The organism is Hymenobacter setariae (assembly GCF_007713685.1).
GTDB lineage: Bacteria > Bacteroidota > Bacteroidia > Cytophagales > Hymenobacteraceae > Hymenobacter > Hymenobacter setariae.
In genome coordinates, this window is sequence record NZ_VMRJ01000002.1 from 805786 (window position 1) to 829075 (window position 23290).

General features: G+C 58.2%; 16 protein-coding genes. 10 read left to right on the forward strand and 6 right to left on the reverse strand.

Translation table 11 applies throughout. The annotated features are described in order from the left end of the window. Window positions 1-17 precede the first annotated feature (17 nt). The 5 genes from FNT36_RS09805 to FNT36_RS09825 all read left to right on the forward strand — a co-directional run bounded on the left by FNT36_RS09805 (window position 18) and on the right by FNT36_RS09825 (window position 8488). Window positions 18-3332, forward strand: a complete 3315-nt coding sequence (locus FNT36_RS09805) for a toxin-antitoxin system YwqK family antitoxin (RefSeq protein ID WP_144846946.1) — start codon at window positions 18-20, stop codon at window positions 3330-3332. A 93-nt stretch (window positions 3333-3425) separates the two neighbouring features. Continuing rightward, complete coding sequence (locus FNT36_RS09810; protein ID WP_144846949.1) at window positions 3426-5378, forward strand: DUF3857 domain-containing protein; 1953 nt, start codon at window positions 3426-3428, stop codon at window positions 5376-5378. Between the two features lie 59 nt (window positions 5379-5437). Further along, complete coding sequence (locus FNT36_RS09815; protein WP_144846952.1) at window positions 5438-7444, forward strand: DUF3857 domain-containing protein; 2007 nt, start codon at window positions 5438-5440, stop codon at window positions 7442-7444. 65 nt (window positions 7445-7509) lie between these two features. After that, on the forward strand, window positions 7510-7953 hold the full coding sequence (locus FNT36_RS09820; RefSeq protein WP_233635813.1) for a PPC domain-containing DNA-binding protein: 444 nt from the start codon (window positions 7510-7512) through the stop codon (window positions 7951-7953). 46 nt (window positions 7954-7999) lie between these two features. Further along, window positions 8000-8488: a DUF4442 domain-containing protein gene (locus FNT36_RS09825; RefSeq protein WP_233635814.1), complete on the forward strand. Its 489-nt coding sequence runs from the start codon at window positions 8000-8002 to the stop codon at window positions 8486-8488. A gap of 18 nt (window positions 8489-8506) precedes the next feature. Here the strand turns inward: FNT36_RS09825 and FNT36_RS09830 are convergent, their stop codons facing one another. Together FNT36_RS09830 and FNT36_RS09835 are read right to left on the reverse strand one after the other, a co-directional pair. Then, window positions 8507-10084 (reverse strand): diadenylate cyclase, encoded by a 1578-nt coding sequence (locus FNT36_RS09830; RefSeq protein ID WP_144846954.1) that lies wholly within the window; start codon window positions 10082-10084, stop codon window positions 8507-8509. 94 nt (window positions 10085-10178) lie between these two features. Further along, window positions 10179-11030 (reverse strand): energy transducer TonB, encoded by an 852-nt coding sequence (locus tag FNT36_RS09835; RefSeq protein WP_144846957.1) that lies wholly within the window; start codon window positions 11028-11030, stop codon window positions 10179-10181. 196 nt (window positions 11031-11226) lie between these two features. Between FNT36_RS09835 and FNT36_RS09840 the strand changes: the two genes are divergently transcribed. Together FNT36_RS09840 and FNT36_RS09845 are read left to right on the forward strand one after the other, a co-directional pair. Next, entirely contained in the window at window positions 11227-12189 is a 963-nt protein-coding gene (locus tag FNT36_RS09840) for a bestrophin family protein (RefSeq protein ID WP_144846959.1), read from the forward strand. Between the two features lie 141 nt (window positions 12190-12330). After that, window positions 12331-13080 carry an MlaE family ABC transporter permease gene (locus FNT36_RS09845; RefSeq protein ID WP_233635815.1) on the forward strand — a complete coding sequence of 250 codons (750 nt, stop codon included), beginning with the start codon at window positions 12331-12333 and terminating at the stop codon, window positions 13078-13080. Window positions 13081-13184: 104 nt separating this feature from the next. On the opposite strand, the gene FNT36_RS09850 is transcribed toward FNT36_RS09845, so the two are convergent. The 3 genes from FNT36_RS09850 to FNT36_RS09860 are packed head-to-tail and all read right to left on the reverse strand — an operon-like array spanning window position 13185 to window position 16431. Beyond that, on the reverse strand, window positions 13185-14579 hold the full coding sequence (locus FNT36_RS09850) for an ammonium transporter (RefSeq protein ID WP_144846961.1): 1395 nt from the start codon (window positions 14577-14579) through the stop codon (window positions 13185-13187). 57 nt (window positions 14580-14636) lie between these two features. Beyond that, entirely contained in the window at window positions 14637-15200 is a 564-nt protein-coding gene (locus FNT36_RS09855; RefSeq protein ID WP_144846963.1) for a DUF4468 domain-containing protein, read from the reverse strand. Window positions 15201-15231: 31 nt separating this feature from the next. After that, window positions 15232-16431, reverse strand: coding sequence for an outer membrane beta-barrel protein (locus FNT36_RS09860; RefSeq protein WP_144846964.1), 1200 nt, complete (start codon window positions 16429-16431; stop codon window positions 15232-15234). A 675-nt stretch (window positions 16432-17106) separates the two neighbouring features. On the opposite strand from FNT36_RS09860, the gene FNT36_RS09865 reads away from it, so the two are divergent. From FNT36_RS09865 to FNT36_RS09875, 3 genes are all read left to right on the forward strand, one after another. Further along, on the forward strand, window positions 17107-19296 hold the full coding sequence (locus tag FNT36_RS09865) for a glutamine synthetase III family protein (protein ID WP_144846966.1): 2190 nt from the start codon (window positions 17107-17109) through the stop codon (window positions 19294-19296). A gap of 133 nt (window positions 19297-19429) precedes the next feature. Then, window positions 19430-21598: an FUSC family protein gene (locus FNT36_RS09870; RefSeq protein ID WP_144846968.1), complete on the forward strand. Its 2169-nt coding sequence runs from the start codon at window positions 19430-19432 to the stop codon at window positions 21596-21598. 138 nt (window positions 21599-21736) lie between these two features. Beyond that, the gene (locus FNT36_RS09875; protein WP_144846970.1) at window positions 21737-23056 is read left to right on the forward strand and encodes an MFS transporter; all 1320 of its coding nucleotides are present in this window, start codon (window positions 21737-21739) and stop codon (window positions 23054-23056) included. Between the two features lie 18 nt (window positions 23057-23074). On the opposite strand, the gene FNT36_RS09880 is transcribed toward FNT36_RS09875, so the two are convergent. Further along, window positions 23075-23254 carry a hypothetical protein gene (locus FNT36_RS09880; protein WP_144846972.1) on the reverse strand — a complete coding sequence of 60 codons (180 nt, stop codon included), beginning with the start codon at window positions 23252-23254 and terminating at the stop codon, window positions 23075-23077. Window positions 23255-23290 lie beyond the last annotated feature (36 nt).

Here is a 23290-nt window from a genome sequence, read left to right on the forward strand (position 1 = left end):
ATAAGCTTCTTTCCAGTATGCATTTGCGACACTATGGGGCAGCCGCTGCCCTGCTGGCACTGCCTGGCCTAGGCCGCGCCCAAACAACTCCAGCAACCACTTATACCGAGGCGGCAACCCTCATCAAAGAAGGCGTTGCCTTACACGACGCTGACAAATATGACGAGGCAGCTGCGCGCTACCAGCTGGTGACGCCCGGCGATAGCGCCTACGCACAGGCTCAGGCCGAGCTAGCTCTGAGCCTGCTAGCGGCCGAAAAGTATCAAGCCAGTATAGAGGCTGCCCGGCGCTCGATGGCAATCGAGCCATTTGAACCTGAGCTGTACAGCACGCTAGGTAGTGCCCATGAAGGCCTGAAGCAATTAGCTGAAGCTCGCCAGGCCTACGCGGCGGGGCTCAAGCTGTTTCCATACAATGAAAATCTGTGGGTTAACCAAGGGGTTTTTGAGTTGAACCAACAGCAGACCGCCGCGGCGATGGCGAGCCTGCAGCGCTCGATAGAGCTGCGGCCGGCCAAGGCAAGCGGGCACCGGCTCCTAGGTATCTTGGCGGCGCGGCAGGGCCAAACGACCCATGCCATGCTAAGCCTGCTGTTATTTCTGGCTATCGAGCCCGAAGGGCCGCGCAGCAACGCCGTATTGGTTGACCTAGAGCGCTTGTCGCAGGGCGTTGCTATTATTGGTAAAGAAGACCAAACCGCCCCTGTAGCGCCCAATGCGGCATTTGAGGAGCTCGACCAGTTGATAACGAGCAAAGTGGCGCTGAATGCAGGCTACACCACGAAGGTGAAGTTTAAAGCGGCCATCGTGAAGCAGCTGCAATTGCTAGTAGAGAAGTTTCCGCTGGATGCCGACCCAGCCAGTGACTTCTGGCTGCGGGCCTACGGGCCGGTCGTGAAAGCGCTACGGCAAGACGATAACTTAACGACTTTTACGTACCTCATCCTTAGCTCGGCCGATGATAAAATCGCGCAGCAGTGGCTGAAGAGCAATAAAAGTCGCCTCGAAAAGCTGACTACTGCCGTAAGCCAGCCGTTGCTAGCGCTACATAGCCAGCAGCCTCGGCCCACGGGCCCCGGCCAAGTAGCGGCGTGGTTTGATGGCCCCTACCTCGATGGCCTAGGTGCCGGCCAGCGCGATGCCAAAGGCGAAGTGCAGCCTACAGGCGATTGGCTGCTGATAGCTCAGAATGGAAATATCAGGCAGCGTGGTGCGTTTTCGGCAGCCAGCGAGCGAACGGGTAAGTGGCTGGTGCTGCGCCCCGATGGCAGCACTGAAACAGAGCAGTACTATGGCGCCAAGGGTGAGCGTGATGGTCCGAGTCGCTATTACTACCCCAGCGGCCAGCTGCAAAGCGAAGCCACTTACCGGCAGGGTAAGCTGGAAGGCGGCAGCAAAACCTTTACCGAAAGCGGGCAATTGAGTGAAACGCGGCAGTTTGTGGGCAACGACTACGAAGGCGACGCCGTGGACTATGCCCCGGGTGGCGCGGTTACTTTCCGAGCCAAGATGCACGCCGACAAACGCGATGGGCTACTCGAGCGATTTTATGCCGATGGCACGCCCGAAGTGCGCTCGTTTTATGCCCAGGGTAAGGCGCAGGGCGAGTTAGTAGTCTACTACCCCGACAAAACGGTAGAAAAGAAGGCTAATTTCGACCAAGACGAGTTACACGGCCCCTACATCACTTACTTCCCCAATGGCAAGGTGCGCGAAACCGGGCAGTACACCCACGGCAAGCGCACGGGCCCCTGGAAAGAGTACTTTGCCAATGGCAAGCTCAGCGTAGAAGAAACCTACGATGCGACCGGTGAGCTGCACGGGCCTTACGTTGACTACGACATCCAAGGCCGCCACTACGCCACTACGCTGTACGAGCATGGCCGCATGGTGCGCCTAACCAACCTCGACGCGCAGGGCAAGCAGCTTGCCGACACCCCTTTAAAAAAAGGACGCACGGCCGTGAAAACCTATACGGCTGAGGGACAGCTTAAGGGCAGCGGTGCAGTAGAAAACGGGCACTTGGTAGGAGAGTGGAAAACGTACTACCCCGACGGTACCCTGCACGAAGTGCAGCATTACGATGCCACTGGCACACGCACGGGTGTAGGTGAAGTGTACTACGCCAACGGCCAACTGCACCAGCGCCGCCACTATGGAGCGGGCGGCGTAGCCGACGGAGCTTTTGAGCAATACTATGCCAATGGCAAGCCCCTGCAAGTAGGATGGCAGCGCCAGGGCAAAGAGGAAGGCGTTTGGAAGTCATATTACCCTAGTGGCCAGCTAAGCCAGGAGCGAGAATACTTCCGGGGCGAGTCGAGTGGCCTGCTACGAATGTATGAGCCAGGGGGGAAGCTGGCTGAGGAGCGTCTCTTCGCCTTTGGTAAGCTACGCCAGCTCACTGCATATGACTCGACGGGCAAAGTAATCGACCACTATGAATTGACACCGGCGGTTAAAGAGCTAGTGCTACACTACACCGGCACTAGTAAAAAGGTATTGAACCGGGCTACTGTTACAGATGGCCGCTACGAAGGCCCGACCACTTGGCTGCGGCCTGATGGCCAGCCCGAGTCGGTGACTACGCTGCGCGGCGGCCAGCGCTACGGCGCCTACCGCAGTCAGTATGCCAACGGCCAGACTCAAACGGAAGGCCAGTACCTAGATGGCAAGCTCTATGGGCAGTTCAGCACCTATTACCCCGATGGCACGCTGCGTAGCCGCGGCCGCTACCTCGACGACGAGCCAGTAGGGGAGTGGGTGTACAACTTCTCTAATGGCAAGCCCCAGCGTGTGCAGGCCTACAACGACGAAGGCGAACTCGACGGCATCAGCCGCTACTATAACCCCGCAGGCGAGCTGCTGCTGGAGCGGCGCTACGAGCAAGACCGTCTGGTAGGCTTTGCCGGGCCGGGTGCGCAGAGCAGTGCCAGCAACAGTCAGGCGCTACCAGCCGCGGGCGGAGCCATCAAAACAATGTTCGCCAATGGAAAACCTGCCGCGGAGGAAGCCTACGCGCACAATTATCCGGGGAGCAATTTTACGTATTACTACTCCTCGGGGCAGGTATTCAGGCGGGTAGCCCACCAGCAAGGCTTGCGCCATGGGCTACAAGTAAGCTACTGGCCTAGCGGCAAGCTCATGGAAGAAGAGTCTTACCAAAACGGTGAGCTGCACGGCCGCTGCCGCTACTACCGCCCCGATGGCACCCTAGAGCGGGAAGAAACCTACCGAGCCGGCGAGCACTCGGGCCCAAGCATTGCTTACGATGCCCAGGGCCGCCCGCAGAGCACCGAGCAGTACTGGAATAACTCGGTCTATAACCCGCGCTAGTGCGCCCGGACCTGGGCTTGCTTAGGAGGCAGCAGACAAAATCTAGATTGCCTTTTTAGAGCGTATATTTTCGAGGTTAATCTACTTATTGCTATGAAATTACTCACTACTATTGCCTTGCTACTGGTTGGCTTGGCGGCAGCTACGGCGCAAGGCCAAGCGCTGCCGCCGCTAGCCGAGCTGCAGCGCCAGTATCCAGGCCAGCAGGCGGCGTACGTAACGCTACGTACCGACCTCACGGTCGAAATTCGCCACGACTCGGTGCAAGTACTGGCGCACCATTTGCACGATATGGCGCACCTAGGAGACCATTCGGCGCCTTATGCGCTCGACCAGGTGTATAGCTCGCATTTTAGCAAGCTACAGAAGCTGGAGGCGCGCACGCTGGTGCCCGTGCCCGGCGCGGCCGATAAGTATAAGCCCCTGCGGGTAACGGCCTTCAAGGATAAGTTTGACATGCAGGAGGGCGTATTTTTTGACGATACACGCGCTACTTCGTTCAGCTTTCCGGCCGTGGCCCCGGGCGCCCGCACCATCACCGACTACACCATTCGCCACCCCGATGGGCGGTTTCTGATGCCGTTTTACTTTGGCTCGTACGTGCCCGTGCGGCACGCCGAAGTCACCATTACGGCCCCTAAAAGCGTGCAGCTCAATTATAAGCTGTTTAATGCCGAGCAATTGGCCATTAAGTTTTCCAAGCAGGAGCAAGGTAGTAACGTAGTCTACCGCTGGACGGCCGACAACCTGCCCGCCGCCCCGCGCGATGCCGATGCTCCTAAAGCTGCTTACTACCTGCCGCACCTGGTGTACTACATCGAGCAGGCCACCGTGGCCGGGCGCCAGCAGCAGTTCCTAGGGGGCGTGCCGCAGCTTTATAACATGTACGCCGACTTTGTGCGGCGTATTCAGCCCCACGAAAGCCCAGCTTTGAAGCACCGCGTCGATTCGCTAGTGGCTGGCGCTGCCACACCCGAAGAAAAGGCCCGTCGCATCTACTACTGGGTGCAGGATAATGTGCGCTACATTGCTTTTGAGCAGGGTATGCGGGGCTTTGTGCCCCACGCCGCAGGGCTGGTATACGAGCGCCGCTATGGCGACTGCAAGGATATGGCCAACCTCACCACCGAAATGCTGCGCTTGGCAGGCCTCAAGTCCTACCTCACGTGGGTGGGTACTCGCGACCTGCCCTACAAGTATGGCGAACTGGCGACGCCTGGCGTGGATAACCACATGATTTCGACCTGCGAGCTTAGCCCTGGTCAATACACCTTCCTCGACGCTACTAGCAACCACACGCCGTTTGGCATGCCGTCGGCCTTTATCCAGGGTAAGGAAGGCTTGCTGGCCCTCGATGGGCAGCAGAGCAAGGTAGTGCCTATTCCGGTGGTGGCGCCGGCCCGCAACGGGGCCACCGACCGCTCGGTGGTGACTCTCGACGGCACTGGCTTGCGCGGTACTGGCGAGTTGGCCTTTATGGGATATGCCAAGGTAAACCAGAGCTACGCCCTAGGTGGCCTCGACCGGGTGCAGGAACCTAAGTACGTGAAAGCCCTGCTGGAGCGCGGCAGCAATAAGTTCTTCGTAGATAAATACGCCTTGCAAAACCTGGAGGCCCGCGACCAGCCCCTACGCCTCACCTACGACTACCGCCTGCAAGACTATGTGCAGAAGCTCGACGACGAGCTTTACATCAACCTGAACCTAGAGCGCCCACTGGCCCACGACCGGCTCGACTCACTGACGCGCCGCCTGCCTCGCGCCAATGAGTTTGCGCACACCGACCGCACTCGCACCGAACTGGTAGTGCCCGCTGGCTACGAGGTGAGCTACCTGCCGCCCGCCGCCCAGGCCGGCGATGCAGCTGGCCCGCTGGCCTTCCGCATCAGCTACGAGCGCCAGGACGACCGCATCATTCAAGACCGCGAGTTGACGGTAAACTATTTGCTGCTGCCTACCAAGCAATTTAAGCAGTGGAATGGTGTGGTGGATAAGCTAGGCGCCGCCTACCGCGAGATGGTGATTCTGAAAAAGAAGAAGACCTAGGGTATCGACTAAGCGATTGAGTAATAAGAGTAATAAGCGCTATAATTAGTATCTGCTTCGTGCCTACTTCTCCCTATTTCCGCAGCGTGTTGCTGCTCAGTGCCCTACTACCAGCGCGCTTTGCGTTGGCGCAAAAGAAAACCAGCCAAGCGCTGCCCAGCCAGCTGCACTACGCCGCCTACCACTGGGATGAAACGCGCCACCAGCGCCTACCCGTGTCGGCCGAGGAGGCCACGCTGCCTGCTGTGGTACTCAAAGACTTCACTGCCACCGAGTTCTACTTTGACCCGGTGCGCAAGGGCATGCGTGAGTTCACGACCGAGCACCGCATTGTGCGCGTGAACACGGCCGACGGCATCGAGCAGTACAACAAGCTAGCCGTGCCCGTGCTGCCAGGGGGCGCCACCGTAGCGGTACGAGCACGCACCATCAGCCCCAAGGGCGTGGTGGTGGAAGTGCAGCCCGAAAGCATGAAGGAACTCAAGAATGAGGCGGGCGCAGGCGATTACCGGATTTTTGCCCTCGAAGGCGTCGAGAACGGCAGCGAGGTAGAGTACTACTACACCCGCGAACGTGGCATGAGCCACTTTGGTCGCGAGGTTTTGCAGGGCGGCACGCCCGAGCACGATGTGGCGTTTGAGCTCATTGCGCCCACGACGCTCACCTTCGAGGCCAAGGTTTATAACTCGACGGCCAAGGTGCAAACCGATACTCTAACGGCGGGTAAGCGCATTTTGCGCGTGCAGGTGCCCGCGCTCGAGGCGCTGCACAACGAGGCCTTTGCCGAGCCCAAGGCGCACCGCGCCCGCGTCGAATACAAGCTGGCCTACGTGGCCAACAAGGGCGACGCTCGCCAGTTTACCTGGGCCGATGCCAGCCAGACCATGCACCAAGTAGTGTATACGCTGAGCAAGGACGAAGCCAAGGCCGTGAGCACCGTGCTGAAAGCTGCCAACGCGCCTGCCGGGGCCAGCCTGCCCGAGCGCATAGCAGCGGTAGAAAGCTATGTGAAGCTCAATTACAACCTAGACCCCAGCGCAGAGTCCGCTCTCACTCGCGTGGTGGCTACGCACAATGCGCCCGAGCTAGGGTTTGTGCGCCTGCTCGGGGCTTTGTACAAAGCCCTAGGGATAGAGCACGAGCTAGTGGTGAACACTGACCGAAGCGAAGTGCCCTTCGATGGCAGCTTCGACACCTGGGGCTACCTCGACAACTTTTTCTTCTATTTTCCGGCTACCAAGCAGTACTTAGCGCCGAGCCGACCCGATTTCCGCCTCGGTATGGTACCTCCCGGCTGGACGGGCACGCCTGCGTTATTCATCAAAACCATAACCCTAGGCAGCATAGAATCGGCAGTGGGTACGGTGCGCGAGGTGGCAGCCCTGCCCGCCACCGCCAGCCCGCACAATATGGCCGTGCAAGTGAGCTTTGCGCCCACGCTGGACAAGGCAACTGTGCACCTGCACCAGGAGTTTGGCGGCTACCACGGCGCCCAGCTGCAGGCCATCTACCCACTGGTGCCTGCCGACAAGCAAACCGAGCTACTGCTGGAGCTGCAAAAGCCAGTAGTGCCCGACGGTACTTTCCTCAAAACCACGGCCAAAAACGGCGAGCGTGGCCTCAACATTCTCACTAAACCGTTCACGGTCGATTCGGACCTCGAAAGCGCGAGTCTGCTCGACAAGGCGGGGCCGCGGTACTTATTCAAAATCGGCACGCTCATCGGGCCTCAGACCGAGCTCTACCAGCAGGAAGCCCGGCAGTTTGACGTAGAGAATGACTTCAACCGCGAGTATAGCCGCCAACTAGTGGTGGAGCTGCCCGCCGGCTACTCGGTGCGCAACCTACAAGACCTCAACATGGAAGTGAAAGCTGGGGCCGACCCGGCAGCGCCCGTTTATTTCTTTCGCTCGGCCTACACGCAGCAGGGCCAAAAGCTAACGGTAACTTCTACCGAGGCTTACCATCAAATTTATTGGCCTAAGAAAGATTTCGAGGCTTACCGCTCCGTCGTCAATGCCTCGGCCAATTTCAATAAGATAGTGTTGGTGCTAGAGAAGAAATGAGCGGAAACCTTGCTACCTATTGGCCGCTACTTTTGCTTTTAGTGCTACTAAATGGCCTCCCAACAATGGCCCAGTCTACCAAGCCTGCCCCAGCTCTCACCTCACCTATGCAAGCGCATGCGCTGCGGCTACGCCCCGGCGACGACTTGCGCGAGGCCTTGCTGGCCTATGTGACGCAGCACCACCTAGGCGCGGGGGCGGTGCTCACGTGCGTAGGCAGCCTCACCGTGGCCACGCTACGGCTAGCCAACCAAGAAGGCCCAACCGAGTACCGGGGTCACTTCGAGATAGTGTCGCTGGTAGGAACGGTTTCGGCCACGGGCGGCTCGCACCTGCACTTGTCGGTAGCTGATAGCACGGGGCGCACCCTAGGTGGGCACTTGCTGGCCGGCTGCCGCGTGTACACCACTGCCGAGATTGTACTGGCGGCGCTGCCCAACTTAGAATTTACCCGTGAAACCGACCCCACGTTTGGGTATAAGGAACTGGTAGTAAAGCCTAAGAAGTAGAGTTTTGCGACAGTAAAGCCGGAGGAAAAAAATTTCCTAAAAAGCTATGCCTACCGATACGCTCGCCATGCAGGCTTTCCGCCGCCAGGTGCTCAGTCCGCACAAGCTTCGGCTATTTATGCTGCGCAAGCTGCCACTGGCGTGGCTGGCTGGCCTGCGCCTCACAGCCCTCACATCTGAGGTAGCTACGGTTACGATTCGCTACAAGTATCTTACTCAGAACCCGTTTCGCAGTATCTACTTCGCGGCGCTGGCCATGGCAGCCGAGCTAGCCTCGGGTATTCAGGCAATGATGCACACGCAGGGCGGCGGGCCAGTGTCGATGTTGGTAGTGGGCTTGCAAGCCGAGTTCAGCAAAAAAGCCGTGGGCCTCATCGCTTTCACTTGCCCCGATGGCGATGCCATTGCGGCTGCCATAGCCGAAAGCCGCGCCACGGGCGAGGGGCGCACCGTGGTGTGCACCAGCACTGGGCGCGACGAAGCCGGCGATATAGTAGCCGTCTTTCGGATAACGTGGTCGTTTAAGGCGAAATGAGGTTGCGCACGCGCGTCCCTAGCCCCGGCTTTCGGCCAGGTTCTCTTTGGTAATCACGTCCACCATACCGTCTTCGCTCACCACGACTACCAGGGTAGGGAAGGCCGAGCTTTCGACATAGCGAATGGCCGAGTTGTAGCGCGCGCCGCGGGTGCTATTGCCCCGGCCGCTGGCCTTGCCATCCAGGATAACACCGATAGAGTAGCAGTAACCCTGCGGGTCGAGCATCACGGCTCCGTCGATGGCCGTGACGAGCTGCGTGATAGTGGGGGTGAGCACTACTGGCTCAATAAGCGTGCATTGCAGCTTGAGGCGGTCGGCTTCGGCCAATGCTTCGGTGGTGATAACCAGCAGAGTGCCCTTGGGCTGGTGGCTGGCTTCGAGTACTACCTGCCATAGCCGCTCTAGCTGCTCTGCCTTGGGCTGGCCAAAAGTGCGTTTGTACTCGCGCTTGAAGGCCATGCGGTTGAGGCGCGGGCGAGCTAGCCCTGGCAGGCCGTAGCGGCAGCGTAGCAGTGTGTCGCCGGCGTGGCTTAGCTCCCAGGTATAGTAGGTTACGAAGTGGAAGGCAAACAGGTCTTCGCGGCTGGCATCGTACTGGCCTATCTCGCGCCCTAGGGCATACACCTTGTCAGCATCGGCCAACAAGTGGATGTTAGGGTTGGTCATTTCCAGAAGCTTGCGCACGGCCCGGTAGTCGGTGAGGTCTACCGGGCAGGTCAGGGCAAATACTTCCTCTAGGTTGGGGTGGCCGCGGCGGGCTAGCAGCAGGCAGCCCACGCCTTCGGCACCCTCGTAGCGCAGGCTTGAAATGGTGTTAATAATGTAAAACAGCCGCTCGGCGCCGGGGCCGGTGCTGCTGCCGCGGTCGAGACGCTCGCCGCTGCTCCAGTCGGCCGAGCCCACGGCCAGGGCGGGCGCGTCGAGCAAGCTGCGGCCCGCGGCGCGCAGCAGCTCTTCGGTATCGCGGGGGCGGTAAAGCAGGCCCGCGCCTGGCTCAGGCTCGGTCAGGGTCTTCACCGTTTCTTCGTTGAAGCGTGCCATTGCCGCCACCAGTAGCGAGTTGGGTAGCGGGCGGCCATCGGTGTAGGCGCGGGCGGGCTGGAGGGCCGGGTAAGCCTGCATGGGCTTGCGCTGCATGCGCAGGATGGTGCAGATGTAGTAGTTGTTGAGCACAACCGGCCAAGTCGAGAAATAGGCGTAGTCGGTGCCTTCCGCTAGGTCGTCCAGTATCGGCTGTAGGGCCAGGCGCACCCCTTTCCGCTCTAGGCGGTCGCGCACATCGGCCGGGTCAAGTAGCGTATCAATGGGCGTGGTGCCCACGGGTACATGGCCTGCCAAGGCCATGGTTCGGCCCCGCTCAGCTACATCGGTCAGTAGTTCGTCTGGCAGCTCGGTGCTATCGGGGCCTAGCTCCTGCACAATGGGCTGGCTGGCATCTTGGGGTAGGCACAGCACCTGCACCTGCGGCAGCAGCTCATCGTCGAGCGCGTCGAACAACGCCTGTGCAATCGCCTGGGCAGCGTTGCGGTAGCGCCGCTCGTGCGGCCAGATGCGGAACGTAACGGGGACAGTAGCAACTTCGACGTAAGACATGGGGGCAGGAAAAAGGGCTCCAGATAAGTAGACGTATAAGCCCGCTGAATACTCAACGCACCAGCTTAAAGAAAGTGCGCCCGCCCAACGTGGCCTACAACTGAAATAAAACAGGCAAAGCCATCTTTTGCTTTATCGGCTTACCTTGATATAGGGCCGGCTCCCACTTGGGGGCCGCTTTGATGAGGCGCACAGCTTCTTCATCAAGCCCTGAGCCGTGCTTTTGCACCACGCGTACATCAGTGAGCGAGCCATCGGGCTGTACCGTAAACTCCACAGGCACTTTGCCTTGAATCTTACGCTTGCGAGCTAGGTCAGGATATTTCTGGTTGGCCGCAATCCAGGCAAAAAATGCGGCGTTGCCACCCACTGGCTGGGCCGATTTCTCGGGCCGGATGATGGCCGCACCGTTTGGCGCGGTGCCTACTACCGAGGTAGTGCCCGGCGTGGCTGCTACGGCGCCAGGGGGCAGTGGTTGGCCGGGCTTGGTGGCACCCGCGGCGGGCACTTCTACCACTTCGCCCGAGCCTTCTGCTAGTACAAAGCTTACGGGCACCGTCACGCGCTGGCGCACCACTTTGCCTTTTTGGTGGGCCGGCGTCCACTTGGGAGCGCTTTTAATTACCCGGATGGCTTCGGCATCGAGCAGCGGCGCTACGGGTTGTTTTACTTCTACTTCCCCAATGCTGCCGCTTTTCTCTACCACAAATGTCACCATTACGGTGCCCTCTTGTTTGGCCTGCATGGCGGCCGTAGGGTACTTCTGGTGGCTGGCTAGGTAGTCGGCGTAGCCTTGCGGGCCACCTTTAGGTACAGCAGGCTGCTCCACCGCATCGTACACGCGGCTGTTGTCGTCGGTCGGATACTTTAGCTTGGCTGGCTTTTGGGCTAGAGCTGGGGTAGTGGCGGCTAGCAAGAAGATAGCAAACAGCTTAGGGAACCTCATGAAGTAAAAATGAACGTAAGTTGATAGTGACTATGTGCGCATTAGCACCGTAAAGAACGAAAGGCCGCGGCAAAACCGTGCCACCTACCTCCCGAGTGGTCTTTATTTTGTAGGGCCGCCGGCTAATGGCGTCCTCGCGTTGGCTTTGGTTGGCTGAGGCTTAGCCCGTCAGAAGACTTGTAAAATTTCCTTTTCTATGCATATCGAACGAAACCTGCGGCCCAGCTTTATCTGGCAGAAATATGGCTGGCGCCCGCTGCTAGTCTTCATGGTTTATGACGCCCTGATTGGTTTCATGTATGGGCCGCTCGATTTTCACTGGCTCGATATTCCGTGGCAGCCGGTGGCTACCCTAGGTACGGCCGTGGCATTTTACATTGGCTTTAAGAGCAATGCCTCGTATTCGCGCTTTTGGGAAGCGCGCCAGCTGTGGGGTTCGGTCGTGAACTCGTCGCGCACCTGGACCGGGCGGGTACTTGATTTTGTGCGAACCCCCGACGACAACTTTGGCTACGACAGCGTCGAAGCTGAGGCTCACCGCCGGCTGGTGTACCGCCACATTGCCTGGGTCAATGCCCTGCGCCTGCACTTGCGCCGCCAAACGGCCGAACTGTGGCAAACGGAAGTAGTACCCTTCTTGCTCGACCCCGCCGACCATGCCCTAGGTCAGACCAACAACCCACCCGCTCAGCTAGTAGTGCGCCAAGGCAATGACTTGCGCCAGCTCAGCTTCGATGGCATGCTGACGGAATTTCGTGAAGTATCGATGGCCGAGACCCTGCGCGAGCTCAACAACCACCAGGGCGCCTGCGAGCGCATTAAGAATACGCCATTTCCGCGGCAATACGCGTTTTTTAGCTACGTTTTCGTCATTGTGTTTGCGGTGCTGCTGCCCCTAGGTCTGGTCGAGGAATTCGATAGCCGCGTGGCCCTAGGTCCCTACCACGTGTGGCTGATGGTGCCCTTCGCTACACTGGTGAGCTGGGTGTTTCATACCATCGAGAAGGTGGGGCACAACAGCGAAAACCCCTTCGAGAACGGTGAGAATGACGTGTCTATGTCCTCGATTTGCCGCAGTATCGAGATAGACTTGCGCCAAATGTTGGCCGAAACCAACGTGCCCGCACCGTTGAAGCCTATCAACGACGTGCTGTATTAAAGTTTAAAGTATTCTGCTGGCTTATCCGTCTACCTAATGCAGGCCGATTTGGTGTGCACCCGTGTGCGTGCCCGACTAGCCTAGGATGGCGCTCCCGCGGGGGAGGGTCGTACCTTTGTAGCGTAGTATATAGCTAGTGAGATGTATCGTTATCCCCGGCCGGTTTCGGCTTTTGGTCGCTTCGTGTTGTTGATGAGTGAGATGGTGGTGCGGCCCGAGCGCCTCGCCGTTATCTGGCGGCGTACACTAGAGGAGGCCGTGCTCATTGGCACTGACTCGGTGTTTATCGTGGGACTGGTGGCCACGTTTATTGGTGCTGTTACGTGCGTTCAGATTGCCTATAACCTGGTAAACCCGCTCATTCCGCAGTCGATGGTGGGGTACATGGTGCGCGAAATGACCATTTTGGAGCTCGCCCCCACCATTATTTCGATAGTGCTGGCGGGTAAGGTGGGCTCCTCCATTGCGGGGGTGCTGGGTACTATGCGTATTACCGAGCAAATTTCGGCGCTCGATGCCATGGGCATTAATTCGGCGTCCTACTTGGTGCTACCGCGTATTCTGGCGGCCATGTTCGTGTTTCCGATGCTAGTCATTCTGGCTATGAACTTGAGCATCCTAGGTGGCTTCGTGGCCTCGCAGGTGTCGGGTATCATGTCGGCTGCCGATTATATCGAGGGTATTCGCTTCGATTTTAAGCCTTATACCGTGCTATTTGCGCTGATAAAGTCGGTTGTGTTTGCCTTCTTAGTGACAGCTACTTCGGCTTATAAGGGTTACTCGGTGCACGGTGGCGCCCTTGAAGTAGGTGCTGCTGGCACTGCCGCCGTTACTAATTCCATCATCGCCATTCTGCTCGCCGACTACGCGCTGGCCGCCGTGCTGCTGTAGCCCTCGAAAATGACCATCTAGGAACCTGTAAAACAATAAAAAAGGCCAGCGCATTAGCGCCGGCCTTTTTTATATATAATCTGAGGGGTACACTAAGCTGTGACCTAGGCGTTGGCAAACACTTGCTCCTCATGCTGGCTGGCAGTCGGGGCTTGTGCGGCACGAGCCGACTGCTCAGCGGCAAATAGCTGCTCTTCGTGCTGGCTCATGTCGAGGCCCAACATTTCCTCCTCAGCCGATACGCGCAGCGGGATGATGAGGTCAGTCAGCTTCAGCAGGGCAAACGAGCCCACGAAAGCGAAAGCCGATACCAGCACCAGCGCCATCAAGTGGGTTACGAACAAATGTGTACCACCATAAGCCAGGCCATCTACCGCAGCCGAGTTCACGGCCTTGCTGGCGAAAATGCCCGTCATTATCATGCCAACCATGCCCCCGATGCCGTGGCACGGAAACACATCAAGCGTATCGTCGATGCGCGACTTCGAGCGCAGGTGGGCGAAGAAGTTGCTGGTAGCGCCAGCTACGATGCCGATGAAGATGCTTACGGGCACCGTAACGAAGCCCGATGCTGGCGTGATGGCTACCAGCCCTACCACTGCCCCGATGCAGAAGCCTAGTGCTGATAGCTTGCGGCCCCGCGCCACATCAAACAAAATCCAGGAAATGCCAGCGGCGGCAGCAGCGATGTTAGTAGTAGCAAAGGCGCTCACGGCAAGCGGATTGGCGCCTACTGCCGACCCAGCATTGAACCCAAACCAGCCAAACCACAGCAGGCCCGTACCTAGGAGCACAAATGGAATGTTAGCGGGTGGTAGCACCTCGGTGGTGCCGTAGGTTTTGCGCGGCTTCAGGTATAGGGCCGAGGCCAGGGCGGCCCAGCCGGCCGACATGTGCACTACCGTGCCGCCTGCAAAATCGAGCACACCTAGCTTAAACAAGAAGCCATCGGGGTGCCAGGTCCAGTGAGCCAGGGGCGTATACACGATGAGGCTAAAGAGCACAATAAAAAGCACATACGACTTGAAGTTGATGCGCTCAGCAAACGAGCCCGTAATAAGGGCCGGCGTGATAATGGCAAACTTCATCTGGAAGAAAGCGAACAGCGCCAGCGGAATAGTAGCAGCCAGCGACCAGGGCTTGCCATCAAGCACACCTTTGAATAGAAAGAACGTGCGCGGGTCGCCGATAAAGCCCCCGATAGAATCGCCAAAAGCCAAGCTAAAGCCTACTACTACCCACAGTAAGCTCACGACGCCCATCGCCACGAAGCTCTGCAACATGGTCGAAATCACGTTTTTAGAATTCACCATGCCGCCGTAGAAAAAGGCTAGCCCAGGCGTCATGAACAGCACGAGGGCCGTGGCGCACAGCATCCAGGCGGTATCGCCGGTGTTAATGCCTTCGGTCACTATTTTGGTAGGCAAGGCAGGCATGAAGACAGCCAGAAGCCCCAGTGCCAGCAGCAGGATGAGGGGAACAACGTTAGGTTTCTGCATGATTAGTAAAAAGTAAGGGTTTGATTATAAGAAAATTATAAAGTGAAGCAGCTAGGCCTACCAATTGGCCGAGCGAGTGGGCGAGGGGAGAGCAGTGGGCTTGGGCACTGTGAGCATGGCCGTTTTGAGTTCGGCTTGTAGAGCCGTAATGCCGACTAGCGTATCGTGGCGGTGGTGCTGCCAGAGCTTTTGCCAGCCCGCGGCCAGCGACTCTTCCAGCGGCTTGGCCTTGCCGGTGGGCACTAGGCGATAGGCGCGGTCTTCGTGGTAATAGTCAAATACGAAGTCGTCGCACTGCACCCGGTAGCGGCCGTCTTTTACTTCTAGCGTGAGCTGGTAGCGCACTTTGCCGTGCAGTTTCTTAGTGAGGTAGCCGCGGTCGTACATGGCGAGTGCCTGTGTTGCCACTAGCCGGCCAGCCACCGAGTCTGTTGTGCTCAGGGTATAGCCGTACTGGTGCAGCCAGTGCTTAGCATGCGTATAGAGCGTGCCTGCCCGCAGCGAGTCGGCGCGCACCACCTCGTAGAAGCTTACTTTGCCTTGGTTATCAAGGGGTAGCTCTTGGCTGCGGCCCGGAAGGGCGGCCAGCAGCACACACAAAAGGGCTAGGAGCAGACGCATAAAGCACAGGTAGGCTGCGGAAACCAGCCAGCTAGTATTTGTAGATAAAAGCGACGCCTAGGGTAGACTGCCGGTCGGTGCCCACGCCAAGCGAGTTTTCGTAGTAAGCGCCGGGCGCTACGTCGAGCCGAAACTCGGGCTTTACCTGGAGCTTACCTGCCGCCAGCGTGACAGGAGCCGTGATAGTCAGCGAGTTGTTGGACGTATGCAGGTAGCGTACCCCGTGTTTGTCGTTGAAATACTCGTAGCGCACCCCTAGGCCAAATACATCGGTGAAGGCGTAGTTGGAGTAGAGCGCCGCGCCTCCCCAACTGGGCGAAGTGCTATCAAACAGCGTCGAAATAGCTTGCTCGGCGCCAGCTTCTTTGAAATTGTACCACCCATAGGCCGCATTGAGCCCTAGGTAGAACTTAGGCGTGACCTGGTAGGTGGTAGTCAGGTCGAATAGGTTGCGCTGGTAGTTGTTGCACGCGGCAGGTAGCGTGCCCGCATCTACTAGGTTCGAGAGGTAGGCGTCGTCGCCGTAGCCGCCTATCCAGTTCACGTATACTGCCCAGGTATTGAGCGGCTTAAAGGAGAACTGGCCAATCAGCGACTTCTGCTTGTTGTTGTCCGTCAGGTTGTCCCAGTTATTTACCACGCCCAGCATCAGCGAGGTCTTGTCGTTGAACGCGTAGGCAGCCTTGAGGCCGATGTGATAGAAGGGCCCGTTATTAAATAGGTTGGAGAGCGAGTAATTGTAGTTGAGCGGCGCATCAATGACCTCGTAGCCGATGTGCGTACCAAACTGCCCAATCGTGACACTCAGCTTAGGCACAATGCGATACGTGAAGTACGCCTGCTTGATAGCCGCTGAAGTACCATAGAGGGCCGCTACGTAGGGCGAAGCTGGCCGGTAGAGGTTAAGGGCCCCGCTGGTATTACCAAAGTTGCCTAGGTCGGCATTGGGCCCGAAGGTGAGGTCAATGACTAAGTCAGACTTGCGGCTAGAGTACCCCAGCTTAGCCTGCACCAGCCCAAGGGCAAACTGGTCGGGTAGGCGGTCGAAGGCGCGCCCAGCAAGTTGGTCTGTGCCTAGCAGGTTGCCCGATTTGGGCCGATTGAAGGCTGTGAGATAATAGGAGTCGATATAACCTGAGACCGTGAGCTTGCCGGTGTCAGTAGAATCTGTCTGCGCGTGCGCAACTAAGCTTAAGGCTGCTAGCGCGAGCGTAGGTAAAAGTTTTGTCATTGGTATTTCGGTTAGTGAAAAGTCAGTAATAAGCGAGGTTACAAAAACAGAGAGATGACCCAAATCTGTAAAAACCTTGCCTTCTGTTTAGAAGGCATTATTGCTAAAGTGACTAATATTTATAGCGAAATGACCTATGATTTTATAGGGTTTTATCTTATAAAGGGTGTAATTATAGAAAACTGCCCTATGATATAGGGGTTGAATATTGATGATATTGAAGCCGTTCAAAAGTAGTAATAGTTAGCTCATTTGCAAATGGTATCTTCTTTTGAGGGGCTGTTTTGGGAGCGTCCCACGCCTTCATCGGCTGTATGACAAGCCTAGTGAGCTCACGGAAGTAGCTAAGCATGGATAGCAGAATGAGCGCCTCTATACAGGCGATACCACACCATATTAGACCATAAGTTGGGTGGCCCTAGGTTGCCCGCAAAGGAGAAAAACAAGGATTATGAGTTGAAAACGCCCTTAAGTAGGTGCCTTTCATTTGGAAGGGTAATAGCCCGAAAAATATAGTTTTTTAGCTAAGGGGAGGTATGGCAATAAGGGGGATGCTAGCTAAAAAAATATTTTTTATAAAAAGGGCTATATTTTTTTGTAGTCATCTAAAAAATATACTTTTGCTTCTACATTTACCCAGCCTAAAAAGTATAGCCTCACCTTTTTACCAGTATTATGGCAATTCTTCGCTTCAATGCTCTCGAGCTTGTAGACCACCGTCAGCCTCTGCCAGTAGCGCCCGCCAAACACCGCCGCTCCGATGCATTCGGGCAGAATGTGTTTAACCTAGAAGCGATGCGGACCAACATGTCCGGCGAATATTTCAAGAAGCTACAAGCCGCCATCAAGCACGGCACGTCGGTAGAGCGCTCGGTAGCGGACGCCGTTGCCTCGGCCATGAAAACGTGGGCCATGGCCAAGGGAGCCACGCACTACACGCACTGGTTCCAGCCCCTGACCGGGGCCACGGCCGAGAAGCATGACTCGTTCTTCGACCTCAACTCGGACGGCCGGCCAATTGAAAACTTCAAAGGCTCGGCGCTGGTGCAGCAGGAGCCCGATGCTTCGTCGTTCCCCAACGGCGGTATCCGCAACACGTTCGAGGCCCGCGGCTACACGGCCTGGGACCCGACTTCGCCCGCCTTCATCATCGAAACGGTAGGCGCCAAGACGCTGTGTATTCCTACCATCTTTGTGGCATACACTGGTGAGGCGCTCGACTACAAGGCCCCGCTGCTCAAGTCGCTGGCCGTGCTAGAAAAAGCTGCCGTGGATGTGTGTCAGTATTTCGACAAGGACGTGCAGCGTGTGCACACCACCCTGGGTATCGAGCAGGAATACTTCCTGGTGGACAAGGCCCTCTACGATGCGCGCCCCGACCTGGTGATGACCGGCCGCACCCTGTTTGGCCACGCCTCGGCCAAGGGCCAGCAGCTCGAAGACCACTACTTCGGCTCGATTCCGCCCCGCGTGCACGCGTTCATGCTCGAGTTTGAGGAAGAAGCCAACGCCCTCGGTATTCCGCTGCGCACCCGTCACAACGAAGTAGCGCCCAATCAGTTTGAGTGCGCCCCCACCTTCGAGGATGCTAACCTGGCCATCGACCACAACCAGCTCTTGATGGACGTGATGGACCGCGTGGGCCTCAAGCACAACTTCAAGGTGCTGCTGCACGAGAAGCCCTTTGCCGGCGTCAACGGCTCAGGCAAGCATAACAACTGGGCCATGAGCACCGACACGGGCGTGAACCTGCTCGCCCCCGGCCGCCGGCCGAAGGAGAACCTGCAGTTCCTGGCTTTCTTCATTACTACCGTCAAGGCCGTGCATCGCTACGGCGACTTGCTGCGCGCCAGCATTGCCTCGGCCAGCAACGACCACCGCCTCGGGGCCAACGAAGCCCCGCCGGCCATTATGTCCGTGTTCCTGGGCTCGATGCTCGATGGCGTGCTCGATGAACTCGAGCGCACGGCCAAGCTGCCGCTCGACAAGGGCGACAACATCTACCTCAAGCTGGGCATTGACAAGATTCCGGCCATCCTGCTCGACAACACCGACCGCAACCGCACCTCGCCCTTCGCCTTCACCGGCAACAAGTTTGAGCTGCGCGCCGTGGGGTCGAGCGCCAACTGCTCGTCGGCCATGACCACGCTCAACGCCATCGTGGCCGACCAGCTGATTGCCTTCAAGGAGCAAGTTGACGCGCTTATCAACCAAGGTAAGAAGAAAGAAGTGGCCATCGTTGACGTGCTGCGCGAGTACGTTATCTCGTCCAAGAACATTCGCTTCGAGGGCAACGGTTACTCGGACGAGTGGCGCGACGAGGCGGCCCGCCGCGGCCTGGCCAACGTGCCTACCACCCCCCAGGCTCTCGACGCGCTGGTGCGCGACGACGCGGCCGAGCTGTTTGCTCGCCACGGTATTCTTTCGGAGACGGAGTTGCACGCCCGCCACGAGATTCTGCTCGACGAGTACATCAAGAAAATTCAGATTGAAAGCCGCGTCCTAGGTGACCTCGCCGTCAATCAAGTCATTCCGACCGCATTGGCCTATCAGACCAAGCTAATCAGCAATGTGTGCGGCCTACGCGAGCTGGGCCTCGACGATGAGAATAGCCAGGTAACGGTAGAAATGATTAAGTCGATTTCGGGCTACGTATCAACTATTAAGAGCACGGTTGACGCCATGATTGAGGCCCGCAAGGTGGCCAACCGCCTCGAGGACGCCCGCGAGCGCGCAGTAGCCTATTGCGACACGGTCAAAGAGAAATTTGCGGTAATTCGCCGCGCCGCCGACAAGCTCGAACTGCTTGTGGCGGATGAGGACTGGCCCCTGGTGAAGTACCGCGAATTGTTGTTCCGGCACTAGTCGCACTGAGCGCCTGTAACTGCTACCTAGGGTAGTCAGCCCCAAACAAATGGCCAAGCGTGAGTAATATCACGCTTGGCCATTTGTTTGGGGCCTAAACTCAACCGGATGCAGACCGTATTTGCCGGTACCCATGTTGCCCTCGCTCCCGCACGTATCTCGCCGCGACTTATCGTATTTCTTCTTTAGCCAGCACTTCTCCGATGGGCTGCGCACCACGCTGGCCATTCTGCTGCCGGCGCTGGTAGGGGCGCAGTGGGGCAATTTTGAGGCGGGCATCACCATCTCAACAGGGGCGGTGTGCGTGAGCGCCACCGATACGCCAGGCCCCGCCAAGCATAAGCGCAATGGTATGCTGGCCGGCCTAGGACTGGTGTTTGTGGTATCTATTCTGACGGGGGTAGTGGCGCCCTACCGCTGGCTATTAGGCTTGGAAGTGGTAGGAATGGCCTTTGCCCTCACCATGCTGCTAGTGTGGGGCGCCCGGGCTGGCTCGGTAGGCTCGGCCACGCTGCTGGCCATGGTGCTTATGCTGGCCCACCCGCCCGCGCTGCCTCAGGTGCTGCCTCATGCGCTGCTACTGCTGCTAGGGGGTGGCTGGTACCTAGTACTGGCGCTGCTGCAACAGCAGTTGCAGCCCTATCGGCCCGCCCAGCAGGCCTTAGGCGAGTGCTTGCACGCCATGGCCGGCTTTCTGCAGTTGAAAGCCGATTTCTACCAAGAGTCAACCAATCTTGAAGAGGACTACCGCCGCCTTGTAGCCCAGCAAGTGACAGTCAATGATAAGCAAGAGGCTGTGCGCGAGGTGCTGTTTCGCTCGCGCCAGCTCGTGAATGAAAGCACCAGCACCAGCCGGCGCCTCGTGCTCACGTTTGTGGAAGCGGTGGACCTGTACGAGCACATCACAGCGGGCTACTACGACTATGCAGCCCTGCGGCGCGACTTTGGCCGCACTGGCCTGCTGGCCGACATCGCGGCCCTGATAAGCCGCCTGGCCACTGACCTCGACTACCTAGGTAGCGCCATTCAGGCCAACCGTGCCTACGGTAGTCCAGCTCCCGACCGCACCGCCGAGTGGAGCCGGCTGCAAGCTCGCATTGCGGCCACGCCCGCCGATGCTGCCGACAGCAGCCCTAGGGTGCTCCTGAAAATATTGGTGAACCTGCGTGACCTTATCCGGCGCATCACTAATCTGCGCCGCTATTTCGACGAAAGCCTGCTCGAAGAAGCCCCGCCTGAGCCTAGTCGCGCTGCTACGCACTTGCAGTTTGTGGCTCAGCAGGAGTTACACTTCTCTGCTTTCACCCAAAACCTAACGCTTAACTCGTCAGTGTTTCGGCACGCTATCCGCATGACGGTAGCCTGCGCCGTGGCCTTTGTGTTGGCTGAAAGCCTGTGGCACGGCCAGCACAACTACTGGGTGCTCATGACCGTGACCATCATGCTCAAGCCGGGCTTTAGTCTCACACGCCAGCGCAACATCGAGCGTATTATCGGCACATTGGTAGGCGGTGTGCTGGGAACGCTTATCCTCAAGACGGTAGCTAGCGGCGATGTGCGCTTCGCTTTTCTGGTAGTGTTTATGGTGGTGGCTTACAGTTTTCAGCGCACCAAGTACATTATAACAGTCATCTTTCTGACGGCCTACCTGCTCATTATGTTCACCTTCTTGGGGGCGGGATACCTAGGTATTATCGAAGAGCGGGTGACTGATACGCTGCTGGGGTGCGCCATCGCATTCAGTGCGGGCTACTTGCTGTTTCCGAGTTGGGAAAGCGACCAATTGCGCGACCTGATGGCTGCCACCCTGCGTGCCAACCTCGCCTATCTGCGCCAACTGGCCGACCGCCTGGCGGGCCGCGAAGTAACGGCCACGGCCTACCGGCTGCGGCGCAAAGATGTGTACGTAGCCTCGGCCAACCTAGCGGCCGCGTTTCAGCGCATGCTCTCCGAGCCCAAAAGCAAGCGCCGCCACCCCACTGAAATACACCAGTTTGTGGTGCTTAATCACATTCTGTCGTCCAATATCGCGGCGCTCACGGCCACGCTGCAAGACACGGCCACGCCCACCCCGCCGCCATCGCCCGAAAGCCGGCGCGCCCTTACCAGCGCCCAGGCGGCCCTTACGCGTAGCCTCACGCGTCTAGCCCCCGAAACACTGCTCGAAGAAAGCGCGCCCGCTCCTGAAGTGCGCTCCGAAGTGCCCGCCGCTCCTGCCGACCGGCCTCTATTGGAGCAACTGGGCTTTCTGCAAAAAGTAAGTACCGACCTCAGTAAAGTAACAGAAGTGCTAACTGCCTAGGGCGCTGCTGAGTACTGTGCCGTCGGCAAATAGACCTGGGCCAAAGCTCGGCAGTAATTGCCCAGCTGGTGGCGGCTACATTTGGTAGGGGCTCTTGCCAGCCCTTGTCGGCTCACGTCTCTTTCTTCCCCACCTGCTTTGAAAAGCCTTGTACTGCGCGATAGTGCCCGCCTGCGCTATTTTACGTTTTTCTACCTGTACGTGATGCAGGGTATCCCATCGGGGTTTGCGCTCACGGCGGTCTATAATTTTCTGATAGGGCAGGGGCTTTCGGCGCGAGCGGTGGGTTCGTTTGCCGCCACGGTGGGCCTGCCCTGGACGTTTCAGTTCGTGTGGGGGCCACTCATCGACAAGTATCAATACTCCATCATTGGGCACCGCAAGCAGTGGGTGGTGCTCACGCAGCTGGTAGCGGTGCTGGCCTCGCTATCGTTGCTGCTTGTGCACGACCCCGTGCACGAGTTAACCCTGCTGGGGGCAGTGTTTTTTGTGCATAGCGTGTTTGCCTCTATTCAGGATGCTAGTGTCGATGCCATTGCTATTTCGGTAGTGCCGGTGGCCGAGCGCGGGCGCGTCAACGCATTTATGCGGGCTGGCTCGCTGGCGGGCTGGGCGGTGGGTGGCGCGGCGCTTTCATACTTGCTGCACCACGGCGGCTTTGGGCGCGCGGCCTGGGTGCAGTCGTTGGTGCTGCTGGCATTCACGGTGCTCACGTTTTTCATCAAGCTCGAGCGCACCGACCGCTTGCTGCCGCAGTTTGGCGCTGCTCAGCGCACCGACCGCCCTGTGCTCACAGAAGAAGAAAACCCCTCCCTAGGTTGGCTTTTTCGTGAGCTAGGCCGCAGCATAGCTGAGAAGCACAGTCTGCGCGCATTTGCCATCATTATTTTGAGCTACCTAGCAGCTTCGCTATTTGGCAATGCCTACGTTTATCATCTCATCCACAGCTTGCGGTGGGCCGATACCCAAGTCTCCGTCTTGCAAGGCACGTGGGGCAGCTTGCTTTCCTTCGCCGTGCTCATGGGCGGCGGCGTGCTAGTCGACCGCCTAGGTGCGGGCCGCTTGCAGTGGTGGGTACTAGTTTTTATGGCTTCCTTTCTGCTATTATTCAACTGCATGGCTACCGAGTGGGACGCATATGCAGTTGGCTTTGCTGGCCTAGCGATGGTGAACCTCGCTGACCCGCTGCTAAGTGTATCGGCCATGCCCCTCCTGATGGCCTACTGCCGCCCTAAAATTGAGGGCTCGCAGTTTACTACCTACATGGCCCTAGTTAATCTATGCACCGTGACAGCTAGCTACCTCAACGGCTGGCTGCTAGAGGTCACCACCGCGCCTCGCATTGGGCTGGGCTGCGGCGTGCTGCTCATGGGGCTATTGCTGGCCCTCTACTACCTCAACCCCAATAGCAAGGCCGCGGCGCAGGCGCAGCTTACTGCACCGGCGGCCGCGGCCTAAAGGAGGGGGCGAGGAACACTAATGCTTGCGGCCCGAGCCGCCGGGCTTCTTGCCCCCGCCATCTTGCTTGTTAACGGTGGCCCAAGCACGGGCCTCAGCCTCATCTTCGGGCACACCTTTTTTCTCATAGCCTTCCTCGATATGCTCGGCCTGGCGTTTTTGCTTGTCCGTGTACTTGGACTTATCTCCTTGTGGCATAGTAGTAGAAGTTAAAGGGTGGGTAGCGGCCGTATC

Excerpts from the sequence above, each read along its gene's own strand:
- FNT36_RS09850 (WP_144846961.1), bottom strand. The coding sequence starts at position 14,579 with ATGCAGAAACCTAACGTTGTTCCCCTCATCCTGCTGCTGGCACTGGGG.
- FNT36_RS09820 (WP_233635813.1), top strand. The coding sequence starts at position 7,510 with ATGGCCCAGTCTACCAAGCCTGCCCCAGCTCTCACCTCACCTATGCAA.
- FNT36_RS09865 (WP_144846966.1), top strand. The coding sequence starts at position 17,107 with ATGGCAATTCTTCGCTTCAATGCTCTCGAGCTTGTAGACCACCGTCAG.
- FNT36_RS09855 (WP_144846963.1), bottom strand. The coding sequence starts at position 15,200 with ATGCGTCTGCTCCTAGCCCTTTTGTGTGTGCTGCTGGCCGCCCTTCCG.
- FNT36_RS09880 (WP_144846972.1), bottom strand. The coding sequence starts at position 23,254 with ATGCCACAAGGAGATAAGTCCAAGTACACGGACAAGCAAAAACGCCAG.
- FNT36_RS09845 (WP_233635815.1), top strand. The coding sequence starts at position 12,331 with ATGTATCGTTATCCCCGGCCGGTTTCGGCTTTTGGTCGCTTCGTGTTG.
- FNT36_RS09870 (WP_144846968.1), top strand. The coding sequence starts at position 19,430 with ATGTTGCCCTCGCTCCCGCACGTATCTCGCCGCGACTTATCGTATTTC.
- FNT36_RS09805 (WP_144846946.1), top strand. The coding sequence starts at position 18 with ATGCATTTGCGACACTATGGGGCAGCCGCTGCCCTGCTGGCACTGCCT.
- FNT36_RS09835 (WP_144846957.1), bottom strand. The coding sequence starts at position 11,030 with ATGAGGTTCCCTAAGCTGTTTGCTATCTTCTTGCTAGCCGCCACTACC.
- FNT36_RS09810 (WP_144846949.1), top strand. The coding sequence starts at position 3,426 with ATGAAATTACTCACTACTATTGCCTTGCTACTGGTTGGCTTGGCGGCA.
- FNT36_RS09825 (WP_233635814.1), top strand. The coding sequence starts at position 8,000 with ATGCCTACCGATACGCTCGCCATGCAGGCTTTCCGCCGCCAGGTGCTC.
- FNT36_RS09860 (WP_144846964.1), bottom strand. The coding sequence starts at position 16,431 with ATGACAAAACTTTTACCTACGCTCGCGCTAGCAGCCTTAAGCTTAGTT.
- FNT36_RS09830 (WP_144846954.1), bottom strand. The coding sequence starts at position 10,084 with ATGTCTTACGTCGAAGTTGCTACTGTCCCCGTTACGTTCCGCATCTGG.
- FNT36_RS09840 (WP_144846959.1), top strand. The coding sequence starts at position 11,227 with ATGCATATCGAACGAAACCTGCGGCCCAGCTTTATCTGGCAGAAATAT.